Origin of the sequence: Pedobacter africanus (assembly GCF_900176535.1) — a bacterium.
Lineage (GTDB): Bacteria > Bacteroidota > Bacteroidia > Sphingobacteriales > Sphingobacteriaceae > Pedobacter > Pedobacter africanus.
Genome location: NZ_FWXT01000001.1, coordinates 269,927 through 295,504, shown reverse-complemented (window position 1 = coordinate 295,504; position 25,578 = coordinate 269,927). Strand labels below are relative to the sequence as shown.

Here is a 25,578-nt window from a genome sequence, read left to right as displayed (position 1 = left end):
CGATGAAATTTAGCCATTTAAGATATATTCCGGCAGCACTGGTCCTGGTGCTGACCTGGGCATCCTGTTCCTCACCGAAAAAAAAACAGGAGCGTCCGAACATCCTCATGATCATGTCTGACAACCAGTCCTGGAACCATGTGGGCAGTTATGGTGACAAAACTGTACGTACTCCGAATATGGACCGCATTGCAGCGGAAGGTGTACGTTTTACCAATGCTTTCTGTAGTTCGCCTTCCTGTACCCCTGCAAGAGCGGCGATGTTGACCGGACAAGATATCTGGCGTTTAAATGAAGGGGCAAATTTATGGGGCGTATTGCCTGTTCAGTATAAGGTTTATCCTGATCTGCTCGAGGAATCGGGCTACCAGATCGGTTTTCAGGGTAAAGGTTGGGGGCCCGGTAGTTTTGAGGCCAATAAGAGGCCAAGAAACCCGGCAGGAAATAAGTTTGGCAGCTTTGCAGAATTTTTAAAGGGTAAAAAAGAAGGTCCGTGGTGCTACTGGGTTAGCAGTTTGCACCCGCACCGCCCTTATGTAGAAGGTTCTGGTGAAAAGGCTGGCATTGATCCAAATAAGGTAACTGTTCCGGGCTATTTGCCCGACCATATCAGTATCAGAAAAGATATTGCCGATTATTATGCTGCGGTTGAAACCTTTGACCGTGAATTGGGGGAGGCCTTACAACAGTTGAAGGCGAGTGGGGAGCTAGACAATACGGTAATTGTGGTGTGCAGCGATAACGGCTGGCAAATGCCAAGGGGTTTGGCCAATCTTTATGATTTCGGTACACATGTGCCTCTGATCATTTCATGGCCAGGCAAATTTAAACAAGGTGTGGTGGCCGATAACCTGGTTACCCTGAACGATCTGGCACCTACTTTTCTTGAATTGGGAAAAACGAAGGTGCCAGCTGAAATGACGGGTAAAAGTTTATTGCCCGTTGTAGAAAACGGAAAAGAGGAAAAATCAAGAGATTTCGTTGTACTTGGCCGCGAGCGTCATGCCTTTGTGCGCCAGCATGGTCTGGGGTATCCTGGAAGGGCCATTCGTACTAAAGATTACCTGTACATCAAAAATTATGAGCCAGACAGATGGCCTGCAGGCGATCCGCCATTTTACGGAGATATTGATCCTTATATGTTCAACTGGCCCGGTGAAACTAAATATTACCTGATAGAACATAAAAATGATCCGAAAGTTAAGCCGCTTTTTGAATTGAGCATGGGCAAGCGTTCGGCGGAAGAACTGTTTGATATTCACAAAGACCCCGATCAGTTGCACAATCTGGCAGCGCTTCCTGAATATCAGAAAATAAAACAGGAATTGGCTGCTAAAATGCGTAATTACCTGGTAGAAACAAAGGATCCCAGGGAAACAAACGGGAACTCAAAGGTTTGGGATACTGCTGATTATTTTAGTGAGGCAGATAAAACACCTAAGCCAAGCAAAGAGATGCAAAAACGTTTTAAACTGGATTCTGCCTATAATTATTTGAAGTAAGAAATATGAAGAAGTACACAATAAAGGGATGGATGTGTACGGCACTGCTTGCAGCTGCCCTACATGCAGGGGCCCAGGCTCCAAAATCTTCCCGGCCAAATGTGATCATCATCATGACCGATCAGCAGACGGCCGATGCGATGAGCAATGCAGGAAATAAAGACCTGAATACTCCTGCAATGGATGTATTGGCCGCCAATGGCACCCGCTTTACACGGGCCTACTGTGCGCAACCCTTGTGTACGCCTTCCAGATCGGCCATTTTCAGTGGCAAGATGCCGCACGAGACCGGCTTTACAGGAAACTCACCTGAAAAGGATGGGCAATGGGCAGACTCCGTACTGATGATGGGAAAAATATTTAAGGCAGGGGGCTACAAAACTGGCTACGTCGGCAAGTGGCACCTGCCTGTTCCTGTAACCAAGGTTGCACAGCATGGTTTCGAAACCATTGAAAATACCGGCCCGGGCGATTATACAGATGCAGTTACACCATCGCGCTGTGCAGCCTTTATCAAAAAGAACAAAGACAATCCTTTTCTGCTGGTGGCTTCATTTCTGAACCCGCACGACATCTGTGAATGGGCCAGGGGTGATGAATTGAAAATGGATGTACTGGATGCTGCACCCGATACTTCGCAATGCCCGAAATTGCCTGCCAACTGGCGTATCCCAACACATGAACCGGCAATTGTAAGGGAGCAGCAAAAGTCGAACCTGCGTACCTATCCATCTGCTGTAGGCTGGAACGAGACCCAATGGCGCAAATACCGCTGGGCTTACAACCGCCTTGTAGAGAAAGTAGATAACTACATTGCCATGGTATTGGGCTCTCTGAAAAAATATGGCATTGAAGACAATACCATCATCATTTTTACCAGCGATCACGGCGACGGCTATGCTGCACATGAGTGGAACCAGAAACAGGTGCTTTACGAAGAATCGGCAAAAATACCTTTCATCATTTCCAAAATAGGGCAGTGGAAAGCTAAGACAGACGACCAGCTGGTGTGTAATGGTATTGACATCATTCCAACCATATGCGGCTTTGCCGGCATTCCTAAACCCCCGGGCCTTAAAGGTCTGGACCTGGGCAGGCGCCTGGACAACCCGGACTTAAAACTGCGGGATACGCTGGTTATAGAGACTGACTTTGCAGACAATGAGCGTTTGCTGGGCATTAGGGGGCGGGCAGTGATTACCAAAGATTTTAAATATATTGTTTACGATAAAGGAGAGATCAGGGAGCAGTTGTTTAACCTGACAAATGATCCGGGAGAGATGGATAACCTGGCGGTTAAGCCGGCAGCCAAAAAGATCCTGAGCCAAATGCGCAGCTACCTGAAAAAGTGGGCCAAAACGCATGGCGACTCCTTTAATGCTTTGGTCAGATAGAGAAAAAAGCGTATATTCAACGATTTTAAACGTGGGGTATCATGAGAAGGGCTGCTTTATACGGTTATGGTTTGCTGGTGTTACTGGCAGGGTTGGTTTATACCGGCTTTGCTCAGGATATGCCCGTGAATGGGGTAAAACGTTATTTCAGGGGTATTTCTGTAGATAAGGGACTTTCACAAAGCACCGTATTTGCCATTGTTCAGGATACACTGGGCTTTATGTGGATGGCCACACAGGATGGGCTTAACCGTTACGACGGAGAAAGCTTTGCCGTTTACAGACCGTCAAAAGGCGACAAAAACAGTTTACAGTCTAACTACATCCGCAGTATTTACCTGGACCATAAGGGGGCGCTTTGGATAGGCGGCAACCAGGGTGTCAGCAGGTACGATTATACGAGCAATAACTTTCAGAACTATAAACTTCCGCGGAAATCCGGAGAATGGTACATCTCCTCAATTATCCAGGATGCAGGTAAGCTGGTTTGGGTCAGCTCCACATCAGGTGAATTGTTTTACCTGGATCGGCAGTCGGACCAGTTCAAACAGGTGAATTTTGATGCATCGGCCCATGGCATAAAAAGCGTCACTCATCTGGCTTTGCTCAAAAACACTTTGCTGGTAGGTACAGACGTAGGCTTATTTAAAATGAACGCAGGTACACGTAAACTTTCTGCGATAAACCTAGGCGCAAGCAAACCCAGGATCAACGAATTGTTTATGGAGGGGCAATGGCTGTGGATAGGAACGGAGGGCAACGGCCTGATTAAATACAACCTGCTGAACGGAAGTACCAGTCAATATCTGCACCAGGTGACCCAAACGCAGAGCCTGGCCGATAATGATGTAAGGGGCATCAGCAAAGATACCCAGGGAAACATCTGGCTCGGTACTTTCAGGGGGCTTTCCATACTTGAGCCTGAAACAGGTATTTTTCAGAATTATTATCACCAGTCGTCCATACCCTATACCCTTAACCAGAATTCGGTACGCTGCATTTACCGCGATAAGCAGGATGGCATGTGGATGGGGACATTTTACGGGGGCATCAACTATTACCATCAGAACGATATCAAATTTAACCTGCTGAACCAGAATACAGGAGGGGTGTCATTGAACGATCAGGTGGTCAATGTCATTCGCCAGGATAAAAGCGGTAACTTCTGGATCGGTACCAACGATAAAGGCCTCAACTACTGGAACAGAAAAACCGGCAGCATTAAATATTATACCTATAAGGAATCAGGTACGGGGTCTTTAAGCTCAAATAACATTAAATCGATCGCTTTTGACCCCAGCGGAAAATTGCTGGTCGGTACACATAATGCAGGTTTGAATTTACTGGACCCTGCCAGCGGCAGCAGCAGGGTATACCGGCATTCGGCTGCCAACCCGGAGAGTATTAGCGGCGACATGGTATATGCTTTACTGAAAGACCGTCAGAACCGGATCTGGGTAGGTACCAGGACCGGTTTCGACCAGTTCAACACAGGCAGCAACTCCTTTTCCCATATTTATATAGACAAGGCCGGGAAACGTTTAACTTCCGATGAAGTGACCTATTTGCTGGAAGATTCCAAAAACAGGATATGGATAGGTACTACAGATGGAGTAAATATTTTTTACCCTGACAATATGCTTTTTGACCCTTTTCCCGGCAGTATATTGAGCAATGATGTGGTCAATTGTATTGCCGAGGATAAAAAACAAAGGATTTGGGTGGGCACACGTGACGGATTGAACCTTTTTGATGAAGGCACCCGTTCTTTTATCAGTTTTAATACGCGTAAGGATTTTCTGAAAGGTACCATTTATGGCATTCAGCCGGATGATGAAGGACTGCTCTGGATTTCCACAAACAAAGGCCTGGTTAAATTTAACCCCGATACCCGGCAGGTTCAGGTATTTGACAATAAGGATGGCCTGCAGAACAACCAGTTCAACCTGTATGCCTTTTGCAAGGCATCAGATGGTATGATGCTTTTTGGCGGTATCAATGGGATTTCCTATTTCTATCCTAAAGATTTAAAACAAAACAAGCAGCAGCTGAAGGTGACCTTTACCGGATTGGAAGTGTTTAACAAAACTGTGGTGCCGGACGACGGCTATGATGTGCTGGACCGGCATATAGACCAGGCAGAAAAACTTACTTTCAGACATGAACTGAAACAGTTCAGCATTTTTTTTAATGCTTTTAACTATATCGCCCCCAACAAAACGAAATACCAGTATAAACTGGATGGTTTTGATACGGACTGGCAGCTTACAGAAAATGTGTCTAAAGCCAGTTATACCAATCTGCAGCCCGGAACGTATAAGTTTCATGTAAAGGCTGTTGGTCCGCTGGGTGAAAGCAGTGCGGTAAAAAGCCTGGAAATTATAGTGTCGCCGCCCTGGTGGAACAGCAACTGGTTTTACCTGCTGGTATCTATGCTGGCAGCAGGGGCAGGATATATGGTCTATAAAGTGGTTTCTGAAAGGATCAGGACATTACACCAGCTGAAACTCGAAAGGATGGAAAGGGAAAAAGTAAACTACATCAACCAGATGAAGATGGACTTTTTTACCAATGTTTCCCACGAATTCAGGACACCTTTAACGTTAATCCTCGCACCGCTGGAAGAGCTACTGAGTAAGCCTTCGGCTGATAAGTCGCTCCGTAAGCACCATGAAATGATGCTGCTTAACGCCAAGCGGCTGTACCATCTGGTAGATCAGCTTTTTGAGTTTAAGAAAACCGAGCTGGGAACCAAAAAGCTAAAGGTAAACAAGGCCGATATGGTCAGCTTTATCCACGAGGTATACAGTTCATTTGTCACCCTATCTGATAAAAACCACATCAAATACACCTTCAATTCCACTGAGGCCAAACTGTCTTTCTATTTTGATAAAGACGCTATTGAAAAGATCTTATTTAACCTGCTTTCCAATGCATTTAAATATACTTCTGCAGGGGGTACAATTGCTGTAGAGCTCTCTAAAAAGAATGGAAATGCGCTGATTAAGGTCAGCGATTCGGGAATAGGGATTGATCCTCAGCATCAGGGCAGGATATTTGACCGTTTTTACCAGGTAAACGGACAGGAAATGAACCTGGGCTCGGGAGTTGGGCTTGCATTTACCCGGCGTTTGGTAGAATTGCATCACGGCCAGATCACCGTAGACAGTGCATTGGGCGAGGGGGCCAGTTTCCTGGTAAGTCTACCGGTGGATGATGAGCAATATGATGCTGATGAGCATACAGAGCATGTAAATTACGCACTTTCTGTAGAGAATGAGCCTTATAAAACCGAAGGGCCGGAATTGGTTGAAACTACGGAGTCAGATCCTGCCAATGAAAAGGAGAAATTGCTGGTCATAGACGATAACCGTGAAATTGTAGCATACCTGAGCAACTATTTTAGCAATACCTATCGAGTCAGAACGGCCTATGATGGGCGGGAGGCCCTGGAGCTGCTGGAAGAAGAACAGGTAGATCTCATTATCTGCGATGTGATGATGCCCGAACTGGACGGTATCCATTTCTGTAAAAAAATAAAACAGAACATCCAGACCTGTCATATCCCAGTTGTCCTGCTTACCGCTAAAAACGAAACCGATCACCAGATCAAAGGCCTGGAAGTAGGTGCGGACGACTATGTAACCAAACCTTTTTCTATCGCGCTGCTGGAAGCCAAGCTGCAGAATATTGTCCGTTCCCGCAAAAGACTTAAAGAATATTATTCCAGCTCTACAGAGATCATTCCTGAAAACATTGCCTTCAATACACTGGACGAAGACTTTTTAAGGGAGGCTATTGCCATTATTGAAAACCACATTACAGAGTCGGATTTCTCTGTAGACAAATTCAGCAGGGAGATTGGCATGAGCCGCTCTAACCTGTATCTGAAGTTAAAGGCCATTACCGGAGAGTCTGCTACCGATTTTATCAAAAGGATCCGCTTTAAGAAGGCTGTGGAGCTGATGGAATCCAGGCAATATACCATTGCACAGGTGGCTTACATGTCGGGTTTCAATTCCCCATCTTATTTTTCTACTGCCTTTAAGCAATATTACGATTGCATGCCCACCGAGTACCTTGCTAAAAAGGATCTAGAGCGTAATCCCTGAGCTTTAACACAAAATCTAAATCATAAAAGACAATATTGAAACCCGTTTGCGGGCTTTCGGGGTAATTTCGATTTTATAAACCTTAGAAAATTGAAAAAATCTTACGCTATCGGAATTGATGTTGGCGGCTCATCCCTAAAATGCGGACTAGTAAACAGCGCCGGAGAAGTTATCTATTCTTTTTTATTTCCGTTGAACAATGTTTTAACCGAAGGAGAGGTCATTGCCTTTATCCATGCGGCCATACGAAAGTGTATTGAACAATCACCAGAAAAAGTACTGGGTGTAGGCATTGGCTTTCCGGGTATTGTAGACAACAATATTGTAATTGGCGGGGCCGACAACCTTCCTGGCTTTGAAAACCTGGACCTGGGCAGCATCATTGCGGCTTCTACACACCTGAATGTGGTGATCGACAATGATGCGAATATGATGGGCTGGGGCGAACTGATCTACGGATCGGCAGGCAACTGCTCGGACGTGGTTTTTATTACGGTGGGAACCGGTATAGGCGGGGGGCTGATCATTGAAGGGAAACTGTACGGGGGCTATAAAAACAGGGGCACTGAGCTGGGGCACATCACCATACAGCATGGTGGTGCAAAATGCAGTTGCGGGGCATCTGGCTGCTTTGAGGCCTATGCTTCTGTAGCAGCGCTGATTGAGGATTACGCCGCGATGCATCAGACTGATGCATCGGGCATTACCGGGAGGATGATCGTAGAGAATTACCGGGCAAACGAACCTCAGGCCCTGAAAGCGATGGGAAAACATTTTGACTATATGGCCGCCGGTGTTGCCAGCTTTATCAATGTTTTTAGTCCGCAAAAAGTTGTAATAGGCGGGGGCATCAGTGAAGCCGGTGATTTTTACATAGAGGAGATCAGCAAAAGGGTAATGCAGATCGCAATGCCCGGAACTAGCCAATATACCCGCATTGTAGCCGCAAAATTAGGCAACCAGGCTGGCTTGCTGGGCTGCGCGGCCAGGGTGTTTTCAAATTTTAACCATTTAAAAAATTAAATATGCAGCGTAACAATTTCCTGGTCGGCGTGATTTTGCTCATCTGGTTTGTGATTTCCTTTGTAACCAATATTCTGGGGCCTTTAATGCCCATCATTATCCAAACCTACAAACTGAGCCTGACAATGGCAGCATTTTTGCCTTTTTCATTTTTTCTGGCCTACGGGATCATGTCTATCCCATCCGGGATCATGATTGAAAAGCTGGGCGAGAAGAAATCGATGCTCATTGCTTTCTCCCTGAATTTTATTGGCGCTATCGCCTTTGGCTTATATCCGCAATATGGCATAGCCCTGGCTTCGCTGTTTATTATAGGCATAGGGATGGCCATGCTGCAGGTAATCATCAATCCATTAATGCGTACGGCAGGCGGCGAAGAGAATTTTGCCTTCTTTTCGGTAATGGGGCAGTTGGTGTTTGGCCTGGCTTCTTTTATCAGCCCTTTTGTATTTTCGTACCTGCTTACCGAACTATCGGCAAGCCAGGTTCAAAACCCTTTTATTGGCTTGCTGGCAAGCCTGGTTAAAGATGGCCTGTCCTGGACAGCTTTGTACTGGCTGTTTAGCTTTATCTTTTTACTGATCCTGGTATTGCTTTCCTTTATAAAAATGCCGGTGGTAGAATTAAAGGACGATGAGAAATCGGGTGCTGGCAGTGTTTACCTCGAACTGTTAAAAAACAGGGACGTAATCTTGTTTTTTCTGGGGATTGTAGCCTATGTAGGTACAGAACAGGCATTGGCCAACTGGATGTCGGAATTCTTAAGGAGCTACCACCAGGTAGATCCCAATAAGGAAGGTGCACAGGCGGTGGCCTGGTTCTGGGGGCTGATGTCTTTCGGCTGCCTGCTGGGGCTTGCCCTGTTAAAACTATGGGACTCCAGGGTAGTGCTAAAAGTGGCTACCCTTATTGCTGTAGCGGTGCTTTCAATAGCCTTATTTGGCAGTAAGGAACTAGCGGTGTATGCTTTTCCGGCTGCAGGTTTTTTCATTTCTGTGATGTTCTCCATTATCTTTTCACTGGCGCTGAATTCTGTGGCACAGCACCATGGTTCCTTTTCCGGGATATTGTGTTCAGGCATTTTTGGGGGCGCACTGGTGCCTTTGATCATCGGCTCGCTAGGCGATTGGATAGGGCTGCGCTTTGCCCTCATGTTCCTGTACATTACGCTTGCTTATATCCTGTTCCTGGCTTTTTATGCCAGGCCTATTGTGAACAACAAAACGGTTAGCCTGAAACAGCTGCTGGGAAGAAAATAGAATCTAAATGCGATGGCAAGAAAGGGCAGCCCGTATACCCATGCGGGTGCCAATAAACCTGGCCTCAAACGCTTCCGGGATTCAGAGTTAATAACTATATTGCCAAGCTCTTTTCCGAATATCATTTTGGAAAGACAGCATAATAAACGTAACTCAGAGAACTGTCAAACATTAATTAACCGGATATGAATTTATTAAAAAATAGATTTGCTTTAAAATTACAAACAACAGCTGTCTTATTGGCTTGCCTTACCGCTTGTAAAAGTGTAAAGACAGGCGCTTCTAATGCTTCCACTAAAAATCCTGAGGCAAAATTAGGTTGGGAACTTGGTGCCCAAGCCTATACTTTCCGACTATTCACATTTGCCGAGGCAATTAAAAAGATCGATAGCTGTAACTTAAGGTACGTGGAGGCTTACCCGGGCCAGAAGATTGGTGGTGGCATAGAAGGAACAATGGGTCCGGATATGGATGAGGCTAAAAGGAAATCTGTGTTGGCGAAACTTAAAGAAAACAATGTAAAAGTTGTGGCATTTGGTGTTACAGCCGCTAACAGTGAAGCTGACTGGATTAAGTTATTCGAATTCTGCAAGACAATGGGCATTCACACCATTACTTCAGAGCCTAATGAAAAAGATCTGCAGTTGATATCGGATCTATGTGATAAGTACCAGATCAATGTTGCCATTCACAATCATCCGGATCCCTCTCATTACTGGAATCCAGAGGTGGTTTTAAAGGCCATTAAAGGAAAAAGCAAACGCTTAGGCGCATGTGCTGATATAGGTCATTGGGTGCGTTCAGGATTGGATCCTGTGGAGTGTCTGAAAAAACTTGACGGACACATATTGCATTCACACATGAAAGATCTTCATCAAAAAGGCAAAGGGGGCCATGATGTGCATTGGGGAGAAGGTGTTTCTGACATCCCTGCTGTCATTGCAGAGTTAAAGAGACAAAATTTTAAAGGGGCTATCTCCGCTGAATATGAATACAACTGGAAAAGCAACAGCGCTGATGTTGCCGCTAGTGTAATTAACTTCCGCAACCTGGTATCAAAATTGTAATTGACCATCGCTTACCAACAGATACTACCGAGGTAAAGTATACCAAGGCTACAGGAAAGTAAAGGCGTCTTTTTTTTAATTTTGCAGTATGACTCAATTACATCAGAAAGCTGCGACCTTACAAGATGTTGCCGATAAGACAGGATTGTCCAGATCCACTGTATCTAAAGCATTAAGGGACAGTCATGAAATTAGCGGAAAGACAAAGAAATTAGTTGCCGACTGTGCAAGGGAGCTGAATTACCATCCGAACCTTGCGGCAAGGAGTTTGAGGTATGGGCGTAGCCGTTCAATAGGTGTTGTTGTTTCCGAAATAGACAACCCGTTTTTTGCCCAGGTAATCAACGGTATTGAGTCTGTAGCTGATGAAAAGGGCTACAGCATTATCATCACGCAAACACATGAGTCCTATGAATATGAATTGCGTAGCCTAAGAGATCTCTACAGCAAATCAATAGACGGGCTTTTGATTTCTGTTACGACAGAAACCCAGGATGCGGAACATTTACTCGAGCTGAAAGCCAGGGGCCTGCCGATTGTACTTTTTGATCGGGTAAGCGATAAAATTGAGGCGCATAAAGTTATAGCCGATAATCTAAAAGGTGCCTACGCGGCTACCTGCCACCTGATTCAGGCCGGATACCGGAAAATAGCACACATTACCAGCTCTGCCAATGCATCAATTACCGCCGAACGTTTACAGGGCTATAAGCTTGCCTTGCAGGAACATCACATAGAATTGAATGAGCAGCACATTAAATATTGCCCGCATGGCGGAAAAAATGACGAGGAGATAAAAGAGGCCCTGGCAGAATTGCTAAACTCCGGGAACAAGCCAGATGCCGTTTTTACTGCTTCAGACAGGATAACGACCACAACATTGGCATTGCTAAGAAAAAACAGGATCAGGATACCCGAAGAGCTCGGGCTCCTGGGTTTCACCAATACCCACCTGGCGGATATTCTGAACCCACCATTAAGTTCTGTATTTCAGCCTGGATTTGAAATGGGGGCAAAGGCCACCCAGCTCCTGATCGGCCAGATTGAAAATAAACGAACGGAGGAGTTTGAAACGGTGGTTTTTCCAACTTCATTGTTCATCAGAAATTCAACGGAGCCTGGCAGATAGATGCTGACGGCTGAGCGATGATAAAATCGTATAGAATTTTGGGGAAATGCTACAGGAAAGCCTGAACGTAGGGTATTATATTTGAAATTCGCAAAATAACCAAATATTTCCGGAGGAGTTTTTTCATCTGGATTTCCTGAAAAACTGTATGGAATGAGAAGATTTCAGCTATTGATTTTTACAGCCCTTTTGTTCATCGGCATCACTGCATCAGCTGCTCCTGGTGCAGAAAAGCGCAGCATTTTAATTCCGGTACAAAGTAATCCAAGAGTGAAGTTTGCCGCAGAAAGGCTTGCAAAAGCTTTGAAATTAGCCGGTTATCATGTTAAGATCGTACAGCAGGATAAAGCTCCTGAAACCGGCGGCTTCATACTGGTGGGCGTCAAAGACGATCGCTTACTGGCTGATTTACGAGCCAGTGATAATAAGCGGCCTGGAAAGGAAGGGTTTATTATAGGGTATGCACAGCACAAAAATCTGGTTGTGGAAGGCACCGACCCCTCAGGAACCTTATACGGCTGCATGGAACTTGCAGACAGAATTACAAGAAATGGTAAGCTCCCGGAAAATATTTCCATCAGCGATCAGCCGGAAATGGCATTAAGGGGAACCTGTATTGGTTTGCAGAAACCCGATTATTTGCCTGGACATGATGTTTATGAATACCCCTACACTCCGGAGAGTTTTCCCTGGTTTTATGACAAGGCTTTATGGCTCCGCTATCTGGACATGATGGTAGAAAATCGTTATAATTCCCTCTACCTTTGGAATGGTCATCCTTTTTCATCACTCGTGCGACTTAAAGACTACCCTTATGCAATTGAAGTCGATGATGCCACTTTTAAAAAGAACGAGGAAATGTTTAAGTTCCTTACAGAAGAAGCAGATAAAAGGGGGATATGGGTGATCCAGATGTTCTACAATATTTTAATTCCCAAGCCTTTTGCTGAAAAGCATGGCCTTAAAACACAGGACCGAAACCGGCCCATTATTCCACTGATTGCCGATTATACAAGGAAATCTATTGCAGCTTTTGTTGAAAAATACCCCAATGTAGGCTTGTTGGTTGCATTGGGAGAAGCCATGGAAGGTGTGGGGCAGGACGATATCGACTGGTTTACCCAAACCATTATTCCGGGCGTAAAAGATGGATTAAAGGCCGCAGGCATCAGGAATGAGCCACCCATTGTGCTGCGCGCGCACGATACTGACGCCCCGGCCGTGATGAAAGCCGCTTTGCCGCTGTATAAAAATCTGTATACCGAAAATAAGTTTAATGGTGAAGCATTGACTACTTACGAGCCCCGTGGGAGCTGGGCAGAACTGCACAGGAAACTAAGTGCAGTTGCGCCGGTACATATTGCCAATGTACACATATTGGCCAACCTGGAACCTTTTCGCTATGGATCGGCAGATTTTATACAAAAATCTGTACAGGCTATGAATAAAATATATGGGGCCAAAGGTTTACACTTATACCCACAATCGGGTTATTGGGACTGGCCTTATACAGCCGACAACACAGGTACAAGACAGCTGCAGCTGGACCGGGACTGGATCTGGTATAAGGAATGGGCCAGATATGCCTGGAACTCAAACCGCAGGAGAGAAGACGAGATCAGCTATTGGGGCCAGGAACTGGCCAATAAATATGGTACAGATTTAACCGCGGGAAAAGCCATTTTAAATGCTTATGAGCAAGTCGGAGAAATTTCCCCTAAGCTGCTGCGCCGTTATGGGATTACAGATGGGAACAGGCAAACGCTTACTTTAGGTATGCTGATGACGCAGTTGATTAATCCTTACCGTTACGGCCTGTTCACTTTAATGTATGAATCGGAAGCCCCTGAAGGAGAGATGATTATCGAATACGCTGAAAAAGAATGGAAAAAGCAGGGGCATATTGGCGAAACGCCGGTACAGGTGGCCCGGGAAGTGGTGGCACATGGAAAAGCCGCATTGCAGTCTATCTGTGAAGCTTCGCCCGCAGTAAGCAGGGATACAGCAGAATTCAGAAGATTAAGAAATGATATGTATTGCTACAATGCCATGGCAAACTTTTACGCAGAAAAGGTGAAGTCGGCCCTTCTGGTATTGCGCTACAAATATTCAAATGATGTTCGCGATCTGGAGCAAGCATTGCCTTTTCTGCAAAAGAGCGTGGATCACTATGCTGAGCTGGTAAAACTAACTTCCGGAACTTACCTGTATGCCAACAGCATGCAAACCAAGCAGCGTAAAATTCCTATGCGGGGTGTGGATAAAACCTTTATTCACTGGAAAGAAATGCTTCCGGTATTTACCAAAGAACTGAACCACTTTAAAAGAAGTATAGATTCCTTAAAATCAGCAGGGCAGGGGAATGAAAATAAGCTAAAAGCATTTGATAATGCACCGGTAAAGCTGTTGTCTGGTCAGGAACGTTATGCGATTACCAGAGGTACCGTAGTTTATGCAGATTCAATGATCCGTATCAAAGATGTTGATGGACAGCTGCTTGGTCTTAAGGGCATAAAATTAAACAAGGCACAGCAAATAAAATCGGGCACTACCCTTAAATTCAGTAACGCTGCTGCCGTAAAAGTTCTGGTGGGTTTTTTCAATAAAAAAGATGCTGCTTATTTGAAAGCCCCTGAACTGGAGACCGATGCCAGCGCCAACAATTACGGACAATCGGAAATAAAGATTTCCAATGCACTGGTTTTGGAAGGGCATCCGCCAGTTAATATACACGCATATTCGTTTGGAGCTGGTATAAACACATTAACATTAGGAAAAGGTGCCTGTATGGTTTTGGGTTTTATTGATGACCGAAAAGCAATGCGTATTTACAATGCTGGCCTGGATGGAAAAGGAAAAGATATCGACTGGTTATTTGAATAAAGATGAAGAGAAAACACTTGATAACAATGGCGTTATTCCTGTTTTGCGGGCAGGGAAGCTTTGCACAGTCGTCCGCCGCAACGGAAAGACTCAAAAAATATGTAAGCTATTTTAATGCTATTGATACAGAAGCGGTAAAGAACTTTGTACCCAATGCACTCGCTTTTGATTGGTTAAAGCAAAATGTACCGCTGCTGGAATGCCCCGATGAGGTAATAGAAAAGAACTATTATTATCGTTGGTGGTCCTTCCGCAAGCATCTGGTAAAGACACCAGAAGGATTTATTTTTACTGAGTTTATTGAGCCAGTAAAACATGCCGGCAAATACAACGCTATCAGTTGTGCTGCAGGACACCATATTTACGAAGGTCGATGGCTTAAAAACAAGGAATACTTAAAGGAATATATTGATTTCTGGTTGTACCATGCTGATGTGGGGCAAAGTAAACCGCGTTTTCACCAGTTCAGCAGCTGGATAGACGATGCAGTTTATCAAAATTACCTGGTTAACCCTGACAAGGAATACCTTAAGCGGATTTTACCTGCACTGGATGCCGACTATGGCAAATGGGAAAAAGAAAGACAGGTAAAAAGTGGCTTGTTCTGGCAGTTTGATGTAAAAGATGGAATGGAAGAATCCGTAAGCGGGTCCAGGAAAGAGGAGAACCGGAGGCCAACCATCAGCAGTTATATGTATGGAAATGCGAAAGCGCTGGCTGCTATAGCCGCAATTACAGGTGATCAGCCACTGGTAGAAAAATACCGGGCTAAAGCGGTGCAGCTTAAAAAGCTGGTGCAGGATAGCTTGTGGGACAGTGGCAGCAGTTTCTTTAAAACCAGGACGCCGAAGGGACAACTGGTGAATGCACGTGAGGCCATAGGTTTTGTGCCCTGGGACTTTGATTTGCCTGCTGATGAACCGCAATATGCAAAGGCCTGGGACCAGCTGCTCGATACTGCAGGGTTTAAAGCGCCCTGGGGCCTGACCACCGCCGAAAGGAGGGAGCCGACCTTCAGGACAAGAGGTTCGGGCCATAGCTGTGAATGGGACGGTGCATTATGGCCTTTTGCCAGTTCACAAACTTTAAAAGGCCTGGCCAACCTGCTGACCAATTATAAAAACCATAGCAAAATGAAACCGGCCGTGTTTTACAAGGAGTTGCGTCAGTATGCGCTTTCCCACCAGAAGAATGGAAAGCCATATCTGGGCGAATATCAGGATGAAAAAAATGGGGAATGGCTGAAAGGAGATAACCCAAGAAGCAGCTTTTACAACCATTCTACTTTTTGCGATCTGGTGATCAACGATCTGATCGGTATTAAACCCAGGGCAGATGAAGCGCTGGGGTTCTATCCTTTGATCCCCGAAGGGAAGTGGGACTGGTTTTCACTGGAAAATATCAGCTATCATCGGAGAACACTAAATATACGCTGGGATAAAACCGGCAAGAAATACAATAAAGGAAAGGGATTGTATGTATATGCCAATGGAAAAGAAATTTATCATAGCACGAGTTTAAAACCCGCAGTCATCCAAATCAATAATAAATAACCGAAATGAAGTACTACAGCCTTTTAGTTGCATTTTTATGTTTCGTGAACCTGAATGCCGATGCACAGGTTTATTACAATGTGCTGAAATATGGCGCAAAAAATGACAGCAGCAAACTGGCTACCCAGGCCATAAAAAAAGCTATTGATGCAGCATCAACAGCTGGCGGCGGAACAGTTTACTTTCCTGCAGGTAAATACCTGACGGGTGCTATTCACCTGAAAAGCAACATCACCATTTTTATAGATGCCGGAGCTGAACTGCATTTCAGTGATAACTTCGACGATTACCTGCCGATGGTGAAAAGCAGGTATGAAGGAGTAGATGTAACCAGTTTCTCGCCTTTGTTTTATGCCTATAAGGCAGAGAATATCGCCATTAAAGGCAGGGGAATTATCGACGGGCACGGTAAAAAGTGGTGGGACTTTGTGGAAGGCTACAAAGCTGATCAGCCACGCTCCAAATGGCAGCACCTATTTGATGAACTGAACAAAGGCATACTATTACCGGATGAGCCTAAGCAAATGACCCGAGGTTTTTTACGTCCGCCGTTTATACAACCCTTGTATTGCAAAAATGTACTCATAGAAGGGATCACCATACGCAACTCACCATTCTGGACCGTAAACCCCGAATTTTGTGAAAATGTAACCGTACATGCGTTAACGATTAGCAATCCGGGTGCTTTTGCGCCAAATACAGATGGGATTAACCCGGAATCCTGCAGCAATGTACACATCTCTGATTGCCATATCAGTGTTGGGGACGATTGCATTACCATTAAATCCGGTAAGGATGCGCCCGGCCGGAAGATGGCTGCCCCGGCGCAGAATTATACCATTACGAATTGTACCATGCTGTCGGGGCATGGGGGCGTGGTAATTGGCAGCGAAATGTCGGGTGATGTACGCAAAATTACCATCTCCAATTGTGTGTTTGATGGTACCGACAGGGGTATCCGCATCAAGACGGCACGTGGCAGGGGCGGAATAGTGGAGGAGATCAGGGTAGATAACATTATCATGAAGAATATCCGGGAACAGGCAATTGTGCTGGATATGCAGTATGCAAAAACAAATCCGGAAGCGGTTTCTGAACGTACGCCGCGTTTCCGGAATATCCATTTCAGCAATATCACCGGAGAGGTGAACCAGGCCGGCTATTTAAATGGACTTGAAGAAATGCCAATAGAAAACATCAGTTTTAATGACATCAATATGGAGGCTAAAACTGGTTTCAGCATCAACCATGCAAGTCGTATCGAGTTTCACAATGTACAGGTAAATACCACTATTGGCCCTTCATTAAAAGCAAATGAAGTGAGTGATTTAACGGTTAACGGGTTAAAAACCTATACGCCACATGCCGGTGTTCCGGTGGCTGAATTCAGAAATGTAAGCCGGGCCTTTGTGTATAATGCTTTTCCTGCATTGGGAACTGACAGATATTTGAAAATTATCGGAGAAAAAAGTAAGGATATCACGCTGGGAAACAATAACTTTAGGCAAGTTAAAACTCCTGTAGTAACGGAAGGGAAAGTTACAGAAGCAGTAAGGGTTATTTCGGGGGATCCTCTAAATTAATTTTTAATCTGTATCTCATGGTTCACGCCTTAAAAAAGCTGCTGTTTGCAGTATTTTTCTCTTTTCTTACTGTGACAGCTGCTGCTCAGCAGCCCGATTATCAACTCTGGTATACTAAACCCGCCGTAAAATGGACAGATGCCCTTCCCATAGGGAATGGTCGCATAGGTGCGATGGTATTTGGGGGAATAGCAAAAGACCGCATCCAGTTTAACGAAGAAACCTTATGGACGGGCGGGCCAAGGGATTATAACCATAAAGGCGCAGCTGCTTACCTGCCTCAAATCAGGAAATTACTATTTGAAGGCAAACAACAGGAAGCCGAGCAGCTGGCTGCTGAAAAGTTTATGGGCAGTATGAGCGGGGCAGGCGACCGCGACAAGTGGGTTGCGGAAATGAAAGCCGGGAAAGGCCTTCAGGGAAATCCTGCACAGGAGCATTACGACGATCAGTTATGGAAAAGCATTAAGGTTCCGAGTTATGAAGGCTGGGAGTCCGTTGGTCTTTCGGGATTGGACGGAGCGGTGTGGTTCCGTACCACCTTCGATGCGCCCGACGACTGGCAGGTTAAAGATCTGGTGCTCGATCTGAACCGGATCCGCGATCAGGACCTGACTTATGTAAACGGAAGCCTGATCGGCAATACAGATGGTACAGCGCCAAGAAAGTATACCATTCCAGCCAGCCTGATAAAAAAAGGAAAGAATACCATTGCCATACAAGTGCTTAATTATTTCGATAAGGGCGGTTTGGCCGGTTATAAAGATACCAGCAAAGCCATCGGAGTTTATGCCAAAGACAAGCCTGAAAATATGATTTCCCTGGTTAAGGAATGGAAGTATAAGGTGCAAAACGACGAAGCTCCTGTTGTACCGCAGTTCCAGGCCAGCTATCAGCCGTTTGGCGATTTGTACCTTGATTTTAAAACAGATGAGATGGCGGCTTCCGGTTATAAGCGAAAGCTGGATTTAAATACAGCAACAGCTGCTACTGCCTATAAGCTGAACGGTACCAGTTACCTGCGGGAGTATTTTGTGTCGCAGCCGGATCAGGCCCTCGTGATCCGGCTGACGGCAGATAAAAAGTCAGCCATCAGCCTGGATGCCTTGTTGTCCAGTCCGCATAAATACCATGTCCTGAAAAAGATAAGTGCCAATACTGTTGCCCTGTCTTTACGGGTAAAAGGGGGTGTGCTCAAAGGTGAAGCCCAGTTGCGCGCCGTAATTACCGGTGGGAAATTATTGGCGGGCCAAGACAAAATCAGCATTACGGCTGCCGATGCAGTGACGCTTTACCTTACCGCAGGCACCAATTTTGTGAACGATAAAGACGTAACGGGCATTCCGGCAACAGCTTGTGTAAAAGCCCTTTCGGGTTTAAGTGGCAAAAGCTATGCACAGGTTAAAACTGCCCACATTAAAGAATATCAGAAATACTATCATACTTTTTCGGTAAGTTTTGGAAATGATGCGCATGCGGATATGCCTACAGATGAGCGCATAGAGAAATTCGCAGGCTCAGATGATGCTGCCTTTGCGGCATTGTACATGCAGTATGGCCGGTATTTGCTGATTTCAAGCTCGAGGCCCGGTACGCAGCCTGCAAACCTGCAAGGGATCTGGAACGATTTACTGACACCCCCCTGGGGCAGTAAATATACCACCAACATCAACCTGGAAATGAACTACTGGCCAACAGGGGTACTAAACCTGGGGGCAATGAACCAACCCTTGTTTAAAAAAATAAATGCACTGGCAAAAAATGGGGCACAGACCGCTAAAATACATTACAATGCCAATGGATGGGTGCTGCACCACAATACTGACCTCTGGAATGGCACTGCGCCTATCAATGCTTCCAATCATGGTATTTGGGTAACTGGGGGAGGTTGGTTATGCCAGCACCTCTGGGAACATTATCTTTTTACACAGGATTTTAATTTTCTGAAGAATGAGGCTTATCCCATTATGAAGCAGGCTGCGGTATTCTTTAACGATTTTTTAGTTAAAGACCCAAAAACGGGCTGGCTGATCAGTACCCCCTCCAACTCGCCCGAGAACGGCGGATTGGTAGCGGGGCCAACTATGGACCATCAGATCATCCGGACCCTCTTTAAAAATTGTATTGCGGCAACTGAGCTATTGGGAACTGACACGGTTTTCAGGAAAACGCTTCAGCAGAAAATAACGCTGATAGCACCTAATCAGATCGGTAAATACAATCAGCTGCAGGAATGGCTGGAGGATAAAGACGATACCACCAATAAACACAGGCATGTTTCGCATTTATGGGGCGTACATCCGGGAAATGACATTACCTGGGATACCCCTGACCTGATGCGGGCGGCACGGCAGTCTTTGATTTACCGTGGAGATGAAGGAACGGGCTGGAGCCTGGCCTGGAAGATCAACTTCTGGTCAAGGTTTAAAGATGGAGATCATGCGATGAAAATGGTGAAAATGCTAATCAGTCCGGCAGCACAGGGGGGAGGTGCCTATGTAAACCTCTTGGATGCACATCCGCCGTTTCAGATTGACGGGAATTTTGGCGGTGCAGCGGGCATTGCAGAAATGCTTTTACAAAGTCATACCCAGTTTGTTGAGTTGCTGCCGGCTTTGCCTGCCGGTTTACCTGATGGTGAAGTTAAAGGGATAGGAGCCCGAGGAGGCTTTCTGCTGAATATTAAATGGAGCAAAGGGGCGTTGACAGCGTTTGAAGTATATTCGAAAGGGGATGGCGTTTGTTTATTACGCTACGGAAATAAAATAACAAGCATTGCCACACAGAAAGGCATGACCTATAAGTTTAACGGAGATCTGGAGAAATTATGATGAAAAGAAAGCTGAGCGCTTTTCTGATTTGCTTTTTGATAACAAGTACAGGATTTACACAAACAGGATTGCGTAAAAGTATTTCATTGAACAATAAGTGGCAGACTGTTGCCAATGATACCGACATTAAAGCATACAAGGGTTTTGAGGCCCCAGGATTTAATGATAAATCCTGGAAAACAGTAAATGTTCCGCACAACTGGGACCAGTATGAAGGCTACCGCCGGCTGCTGCACGGCAACAGACATGGTTATGCCTGGTACCGTAAAACATTTGTGCACAGGGAAAATAAAGCCGGCAAGCGGTTTTTTATATATTTCGAAGGGGTAGGTTCTTATGCCACCATATGGCTCAATGGCAAACAGGTGGGCTATCATGCCGGAGGGCGAACGACCTTTACACTGGATGTAACGGAGGGTATAAAGCTGAACGGTGAGCCCAATGTCCTCGCTGTTCGCGCAGATCACCCGGCAAATATCAGGGACCTGCCCTGGGTAGACGGGGGCTGTTCTACGGAAAGGGGATTTTCTGAAGGTTCACAGCCCATGGGGATTTTCAGGCCGGTGCAATTGATGGTAACCGGGGATGTCAGGATTGAGCCTTTTGGAGTACATGTGTGGAACGACAATAAAGTCTCAGAAAAGTCAGCCGTGTTGCAGATGGAGACCACACTTAAAAACTATAGCGGAGCAGTGCGGACCATTACGCTCAGCAGCCAGCTGTTTGATCGGTCGGGTAAAAAAATAGCTGAAATTAAAACAGCTGAAAAACTTATGCCAGGTGCCGTTCTTGAGCTTAAGCAACAAACGGAAGCATTTAAAAATGTACGGTTATGGTCGCTTGAAGATCCTTATCTCTATACTTTAAAGACTACCATAACCGAAGGGAATAAAATAATTGATGAGTTGCATACGCCTTATGGCATCCGCTGGATCAGCTGGCCTGTAGGCGAAAATCCAGCCGATAGCAAACGCTTTCTGCTGAATGGTAAACCTGTTTTTATTAATGGTGTTGCCGAATATGAACACCTGTTAGGACAAAGCCATGCCTTTAGTGATGAGCAGATCCGTTCGCGTGTGATGCAGATCAGGGCTGCCGGATTTAATGCTTTCAGGGATGCGCACCAGCCGCATAATCTCCTTTATCAGGAGTATTGGGATAAGCTGGGCATCTTATCCTGGACACAAATGGCTGCCCATATCTGGTACGACACACCTGAATTCAGAAGGAATTTCAAGAACTTGCTTACTGACTGGGTAAAAGAACGCAGAAACAGTCCTTCTGTGGTATTGTGGGGACTGGAAAATGAAAGTACGCTGCCCGAGGATTTTGCCCGGGAATGCACGGAACTGATCCGACAGCTGGATCCTACAGCTTCTTCACAAAGAAAAGTGACCACCTGTAATGGCGGTAAAGGGACGGATTGGGACGTACCACAAAACTGGACAGGGACCTATGGCGGTGACCCGCTAGCTTATGGCGAAGATGTACAACGACAGGTGTTAATTGGTGAATATGGTGCCTGGCGTACCTTAGACCTCCACACCGAAGGGCCCTTTATGCAGAAAGGTCCCTATAGCGAGAACAACATGAGCCAGCTGATGGAAACCAAGATACGGCTGGCAGAAGCTGTGAAAGACAAAACAGCGGGGCACTTTTTCTGGTTGTTCAGCTCACATGACAATCCGGGCCGGGTGCAGGGGGGCGAAGGTCTAAGGGAACTGGACCGGATAGGACCCGTGAATTACAAGGGGATGTTTACCCCATGGGAAGAGCCTTTGGATGTTTTTTATATGTTCAGGGCAAATTATGCGCCTAAAACAACTGAGCCAATGGTGTATATCGTGTCCCATACCTGGCCGGCACGCTGGCTGAAACCGGGTATTAAAGACAGCATCACCGTATATTCCAATTGCGATGAGGTAGAATTATTTAATGATGTGGATGAAATATCTCTTGGAAAAAGAAAACGTGCTGGAACCGGTACCCATTTTCAGTGGGATGGTGCAGATATCCGCTATAATGTACTGTATGCCATAGGATATGTAAACGGAAAAGCAGTTGCCAAAGACTACATTGTTTTAAGTCATTTACCCGAAGCACCCCATTTTAACGAATTTAATAGAACATCGGCAAATGTGACCAAAGGAGCCGGGGGCTACCATTATCTGTACCGGGTAAACTGCGGCGGACCGGAATATAAAGACCGGAACGGACAGATTTGGCTGGCCGACAGGGCCCTGGTTAGGGGCAGCTTTGGCTCCAAATCCTGGACGAACGCGTTCCCGGGAATACCGGCATTTTTCGCCAGTCAGCGCCGCACCTTTGATCCCATCAGGGGAGCGGAAGACTGGCCCTTGTTTCAGACCTTTCGATATGGACGAGATCAGCTTACCTATCATTTTCCTGTACCCGACGGGGAGTACCTGATTGAACTGTATTTTATAGAACCCTGGCTGGGCACCGGGGGAGGGATGGATGCAAGCGGCATGCGCTTGTTTGATGTAGCGGTAAATGGTAATACGGTATTCAGAAATGTGGATATATGGAAGGAAGCGGGGCATGATGCCGCTTTGAAAAAGACCATAAAAGCTGAGGTTAAAGGTGGCATGCTGGTCATCTCCTTCCCGCAGGTAAAATCCGGTCAGGCTTTAATTTCAGCTATTGCCATCGCTACGCTAAATAAAAATATTCGCCCGGCACCCGAGCCGGCTTCTATTGTTACGGCTGCAAAAGGTATGAAGGCCGCGACCTGGATGGATTTGGGCGAACGGCATTATGCGGATGAAAAGGTGTCCTTTGTTTCCCTGCCTTCAGCCTTATATGGTGCAGAGTGGCTGCAAACGGCAAACCGCCGGGCAGAGGCATTGCAGTTTAAAGTCAACACAGATGCGGATGTTTACCTGGCGGTGGATGCTGCAGCACAGCCTGGCTGGTTAAAAGACTACGAAGATACCCGGAACAGCATCACCAACAGCATTGGCACCACCTTTAAGGTGTACCGCAAAGCATTCTTAAAAGGAGCCCTTGTGCAGTTGCCGCCGAAGGCCTCAAATGCCAGCGGGTATACGATTGCAGTTGTACCTAAAACCAATATGCAACCCGCCTATGACCTGAAAAACATTACGACTTATAAAGCCATTGATGCCGGTTTAAAAGGGAGCGGACTGGTTAAGGAGGTCTTGATGGAAAAAGAACGCGTTACCTTTAAAAAACCGAAAGACGATGTATTGGAGTTCGTCATTAATGTAGGCGTGGCTGATACCTATTCACTTACCCTGAAATACCACAATCCTTTTGAACATCTCCTGAAGGGCAAAATAGAACTGCTTACAATGGATGGAGTGGTACTTAAGGCTGCAGAACGGATTGAATTCAATCCCACCAAAAAAGGCAAATGGAATTACTTCAGTACCAATACCGGGACAATGATCAATGCCGGGAGTTATCGGGTCCGTCTGATCGCTGATGACGCATCAGGCTTGAGTGTCGATGCCCTTGATGTACAATAGTCGGGCTTTAGGTTAAAAATTGAAATGAAATAAGATAAGATATTACAACATATAGCGAAAATATTATATTAATATAGGAACCTGCAAGTAGATATTTGCTTTACCAATTTATAAATCAATCTATCGCTAAAATGAAGGGGCTCCCCGTTTTCGATCTTGTGATAATCGTCATTTACCTTATCGGGATGATATTGGTAGGGATTTATTTTTCCCGAAACAACAAAAATTCTGATCAATTCACCAAAGCGTCCGGACTTATACCCGGTTGGGCAATAGGCCTTTCCATATACGCTACTTTTTTGAGCAGCAACACTTTTCTGGGGGTTCCGGGTAAAGCTTTTGGCAGTAACTGGAATGCTTTTGTATTTAGTTTATCCATGCCATTGGCCGCATGGGTGGCTTCCAGGTATTTTGTTCCATTTTACCGCAGTACCGGAGAAATTTCGGCTTATACGCATCTGGAACATCGCTTCGGTGCCTGGGCACGTACCTATGCAGTGGTCTGTTTCCTGCTCACGCAGCTGGCCCGTATGGGTTCTATATTTTTTGGGATTGCTTTAAGTCTGCAGGCGCTTACGGGGTATTCTATGCAGATGATCATGATCGTGATGGGTATTTGCATCATTATTTATACGGTAATGGGTGGGATTGAGGCCGTGATCTGGACCGAGGTGGTGCAGGCAGTGGTCAAAACATTTGGCGCATTGCTTATTCTTTACCTGATTGTCAGCAATATGCCAGGAGGTGTTTCTAAGATAATCGAGATCGGGAAGTCGGCCGGCAAGTTTAGTCTGGGTAGTTTTTCTCCCGATTTTATCAGTTCCTCTTTCTGGGTGGTGTTGTTATATGGTTTTTTTATCAACCTGAATAACTTTGGAATGGACCAGAACTACGTGCAGCGCTACCATACCGCATCTTCATCAAAAGCAGCATCCAAATCTATCTGGCTGTGCGTATGGCTGTATGTGCCTGCCTCGCTCATGTTCTTTATCATTGGTTCAGCGCTATATGCCTACTACGAGGTGAATCCTGAGCTGGTGCAGGCAGTCAAACATCAGGTAGCGGTAGAAAGGTTGCCACTGCAGGCATCGGCTGCCCAAATACTGGAACTGGAAAAGACACTCCAGCCTGCGGATTATGGTGATAAGATCATGCCTCATTTTATGGTAACCAAAATACCTGCAGGCCTGGTAGGGCTGATTGTTTCGGCTATCCTTTCTGCGGCGATGAGTACGATCAGTTCAGGGATGAATTCATCGGCCACTGTTTTTACGGTTGATATTTACAAGCGGTACTTTAAACCAGGCATTACAGAGCAGCAAAACCTGCGCTTGCTGCATCTGGCTACAGTGGCTTTTGGCTTATTGGGCATGGGGGCCGGAATTGCCATGATAGGGGTAAAAAGTATACTGGATGTGTGGTGGGAGTTGTCGGGCATTTTTGCTGCCGGGATGCTGGGCTTGTTCCTGCTGGGGATGATCAGCCGGCAAACCAAAAACCATGAAGCTCTTCTGGCAACGCTCATCGGTATAGCGGTAATTGTATGGATGACTTTTTCTGCACAACTGCCGCAACAATATGAGTTTTTAAGAAGCCCCCTGCATAAAAATATGATCATCGTAATCGGTACACTCAGCATTTTCCTTGCGGGTATATTGCTTACAAAATTGAAGAATAAGAATTTAAAAACCGCTGATTGAAGCTTTCCGGTTTAAGCCGGTCATACAGAA

Annotated in this window: 13 protein-coding genes; all 13 read left to right on the top strand. The window is 45.7% G+C overall.

The window, feature by feature from the left end; genetic code table 11:
* Nucleotides 1-2: 2 nt before the first annotated feature.
* The 13 genes from B9A91_RS00975 to B9A91_RS00915 all read left to right on the top strand — a co-directional run bounded on the left by B9A91_RS00975 (nucleotide 3) and on the right by B9A91_RS00915 (nucleotide 25,548).
* Complete coding sequence (locus B9A91_RS00975; protein WP_084236552.1) at nucleotides 3-1,502, top strand: sulfatase family protein; 1,500 nt, start codon at nucleotides 3-5, stop codon at nucleotides 1,500-1,502.
* A gap of 5 nt (nucleotides 1,503-1,507) precedes the next feature.
* Nucleotides 1,508-2,896 carry a sulfatase family protein gene (locus B9A91_RS00970; RefSeq protein ID WP_084236550.1) on the top strand — a complete coding sequence of 463 codons (1,389 nt, stop codon included), beginning with the start codon at nucleotides 1,508-1,510 and terminating at the stop codon, nucleotides 2,894-2,896.
* Nucleotides 2,897-2,937: 41 nt separating this feature from the next.
* Nucleotides 2,938-7,008, top strand: a complete 4,071-nt coding sequence (locus B9A91_RS00965; RefSeq protein WP_084236548.1) for a hybrid sensor histidine kinase/response regulator transcription factor — start codon at nucleotides 2,938-2,940, stop codon at nucleotides 7,006-7,008.
* A gap of 90 nt (nucleotides 7,009-7,098) precedes the next feature.
* Nucleotides 7,099-8,031 carry an ROK family protein gene (locus B9A91_RS00960; protein WP_084236547.1) on the top strand — a complete coding sequence of 311 codons (933 nt, stop codon included), beginning with the start codon at nucleotides 7,099-7,101 and terminating at the stop codon, nucleotides 8,029-8,031.
* 2 nt (nucleotides 8,032-8,033) lie between these two features.
* Nucleotides 8,034-9,290: an MFS transporter gene (locus B9A91_RS00955; RefSeq protein WP_084236545.1), complete on the top strand. Its 1,257-nt coding sequence runs from the start codon at nucleotides 8,034-8,036 to the stop codon at nucleotides 9,288-9,290.
* A gap of 185 nt (nucleotides 9,291-9,475) precedes the next feature.
* Nucleotides 9,476-10,357 carry a sugar phosphate isomerase/epimerase family protein gene (locus tag B9A91_RS00950; protein ID WP_084236543.1) on the top strand — a complete coding sequence of 294 codons (882 nt, stop codon included), beginning with the start codon at nucleotides 9,476-9,478 and terminating at the stop codon, nucleotides 10,355-10,357.
* A gap of 88 nt (nucleotides 10,358-10,445) precedes the next feature.
* Nucleotides 10,446-11,486 carry a LacI family DNA-binding transcriptional regulator gene (locus tag B9A91_RS00945; RefSeq protein ID WP_084236541.1) on the top strand — a complete coding sequence of 347 codons (1,041 nt, stop codon included), beginning with the start codon at nucleotides 10,446-10,448 and terminating at the stop codon, nucleotides 11,484-11,486.
* A gap of 153 nt (nucleotides 11,487-11,639) precedes the next feature.
* Nucleotides 11,640-14,369: an alpha-d-galacturonidase gene (locus B9A91_RS00940; protein ID WP_084236539.1), complete on the top strand. Its 2,730-nt coding sequence runs from the start codon at nucleotides 11,640-11,642 to the stop codon at nucleotides 14,367-14,369.
* Nucleotides 14,370-14,371: 2 nt separating this feature from the next.
* Nucleotides 14,372-15,922: an MGH1-like glycoside hydrolase domain-containing protein gene (locus B9A91_RS00935; protein ID WP_084236537.1), complete on the top strand. Its 1,551-nt coding sequence runs from the start codon at nucleotides 14,372-14,374 to the stop codon at nucleotides 15,920-15,922.
* Nucleotides 15,923-15,927: 5 nt separating this feature from the next.
* The gene (locus B9A91_RS00930; RefSeq protein WP_084236535.1) at nucleotides 15,928-17,505 is read left to right on the top strand and encodes a glycoside hydrolase family 28 protein; all 1,578 of its coding nucleotides are present in this window, start codon (nucleotides 15,928-15,930) and stop codon (nucleotides 17,503-17,505) included.
* A 17-nt stretch (nucleotides 17,506-17,522) separates the two neighbouring features.
* Nucleotides 17,523-20,336, top strand: coding sequence for a glycoside hydrolase family 95 protein (locus B9A91_RS00925; RefSeq protein WP_084236533.1), 2,814 nt, complete (start codon nucleotides 17,523-17,525; stop codon nucleotides 20,334-20,336).
* A complete protein-coding gene (locus B9A91_RS00920; RefSeq protein ID WP_084236531.1) occupies nucleotides 20,333-23,848 on the top strand; it encodes a malectin domain-containing carbohydrate-binding protein in 3,516 nt (1,171 codons plus the stop codon). The genes B9A91_RS00925 and B9A91_RS00920 overlap by 4 nt, the downstream gene beginning before the upstream one ends.
* Nucleotides 23,849-23,979: 131 nt before the next feature.
* On the top strand, nucleotides 23,980-25,548 hold the full coding sequence (locus B9A91_RS00915; protein ID WP_084236529.1) for a sodium:solute symporter family protein: 1,569 nt from the start codon (nucleotides 23,980-23,982) through the stop codon (nucleotides 25,546-25,548).
* The last annotated feature ends 30 nt before the right edge of the window (nucleotides 25,549-25,578 follow it).

What these genes read in the sequence shown, in the direction of transcription:
- B9A91_RS00970 (WP_084236550.1), top strand. Translation starts at nt 1,508, where the DNA reads ATGAAGAAGTACACAATAAAGGGATGGATGTGTACGGCACTGCTTGCA.
- B9A91_RS00975 (WP_084236552.1), top strand. Translation starts at nt 3, where the DNA reads ATGAAATTTAGCCATTTAAGATATATTCCGGCAGCACTGGTCCTGGTG.
- B9A91_RS00925 (WP_084236533.1), top strand. Translation starts at nt 17,523, where the DNA reads ATGGTTCACGCCTTAAAAAAGCTGCTGTTTGCAGTATTTTTCTCTTTT.
- B9A91_RS00950 (WP_084236543.1), top strand. Translation starts at nt 9,476, where the DNA reads ATGAATTTATTAAAAAATAGATTTGCTTTAAAATTACAAACAACAGCT.
- B9A91_RS00955 (WP_084236545.1), top strand. Translation starts at nt 8,034, where the DNA reads ATGCAGCGTAACAATTTCCTGGTCGGCGTGATTTTGCTCATCTGGTTT.
- B9A91_RS00965 (WP_084236548.1), top strand. Translation starts at nt 2,938, where the DNA reads ATGAGAAGGGCTGCTTTATACGGTTATGGTTTGCTGGTGTTACTGGCA.
- B9A91_RS00945 (WP_084236541.1), top strand. Translation starts at nt 10,446, where the DNA reads ATGACTCAATTACATCAGAAAGCTGCGACCTTACAAGATGTTGCCGAT.
- B9A91_RS00915 (WP_084236529.1), top strand. Translation starts at nt 23,980, where the DNA reads ATGAAGGGGCTCCCCGTTTTCGATCTTGTGATAATCGTCATTTACCTT.
- B9A91_RS00930 (WP_084236535.1), top strand. Translation starts at nt 15,928, where the DNA reads ATGAAGTACTACAGCCTTTTAGTTGCATTTTTATGTTTCGTGAACCTG.
- B9A91_RS00920 (WP_084236531.1), top strand. Translation starts at nt 20,333, where the DNA reads ATGATGAAAAGAAAGCTGAGCGCTTTTCTGATTTGCTTTTTGATAACA.
- B9A91_RS00940 (WP_084236539.1), top strand. Translation starts at nt 11,640, where the DNA reads ATGAGAAGATTTCAGCTATTGATTTTTACAGCCCTTTTGTTCATCGGC.
- B9A91_RS00935 (WP_084236537.1), top strand. Translation starts at nt 14,372, where the DNA reads ATGAAGAGAAAACACTTGATAACAATGGCGTTATTCCTGTTTTGCGGG.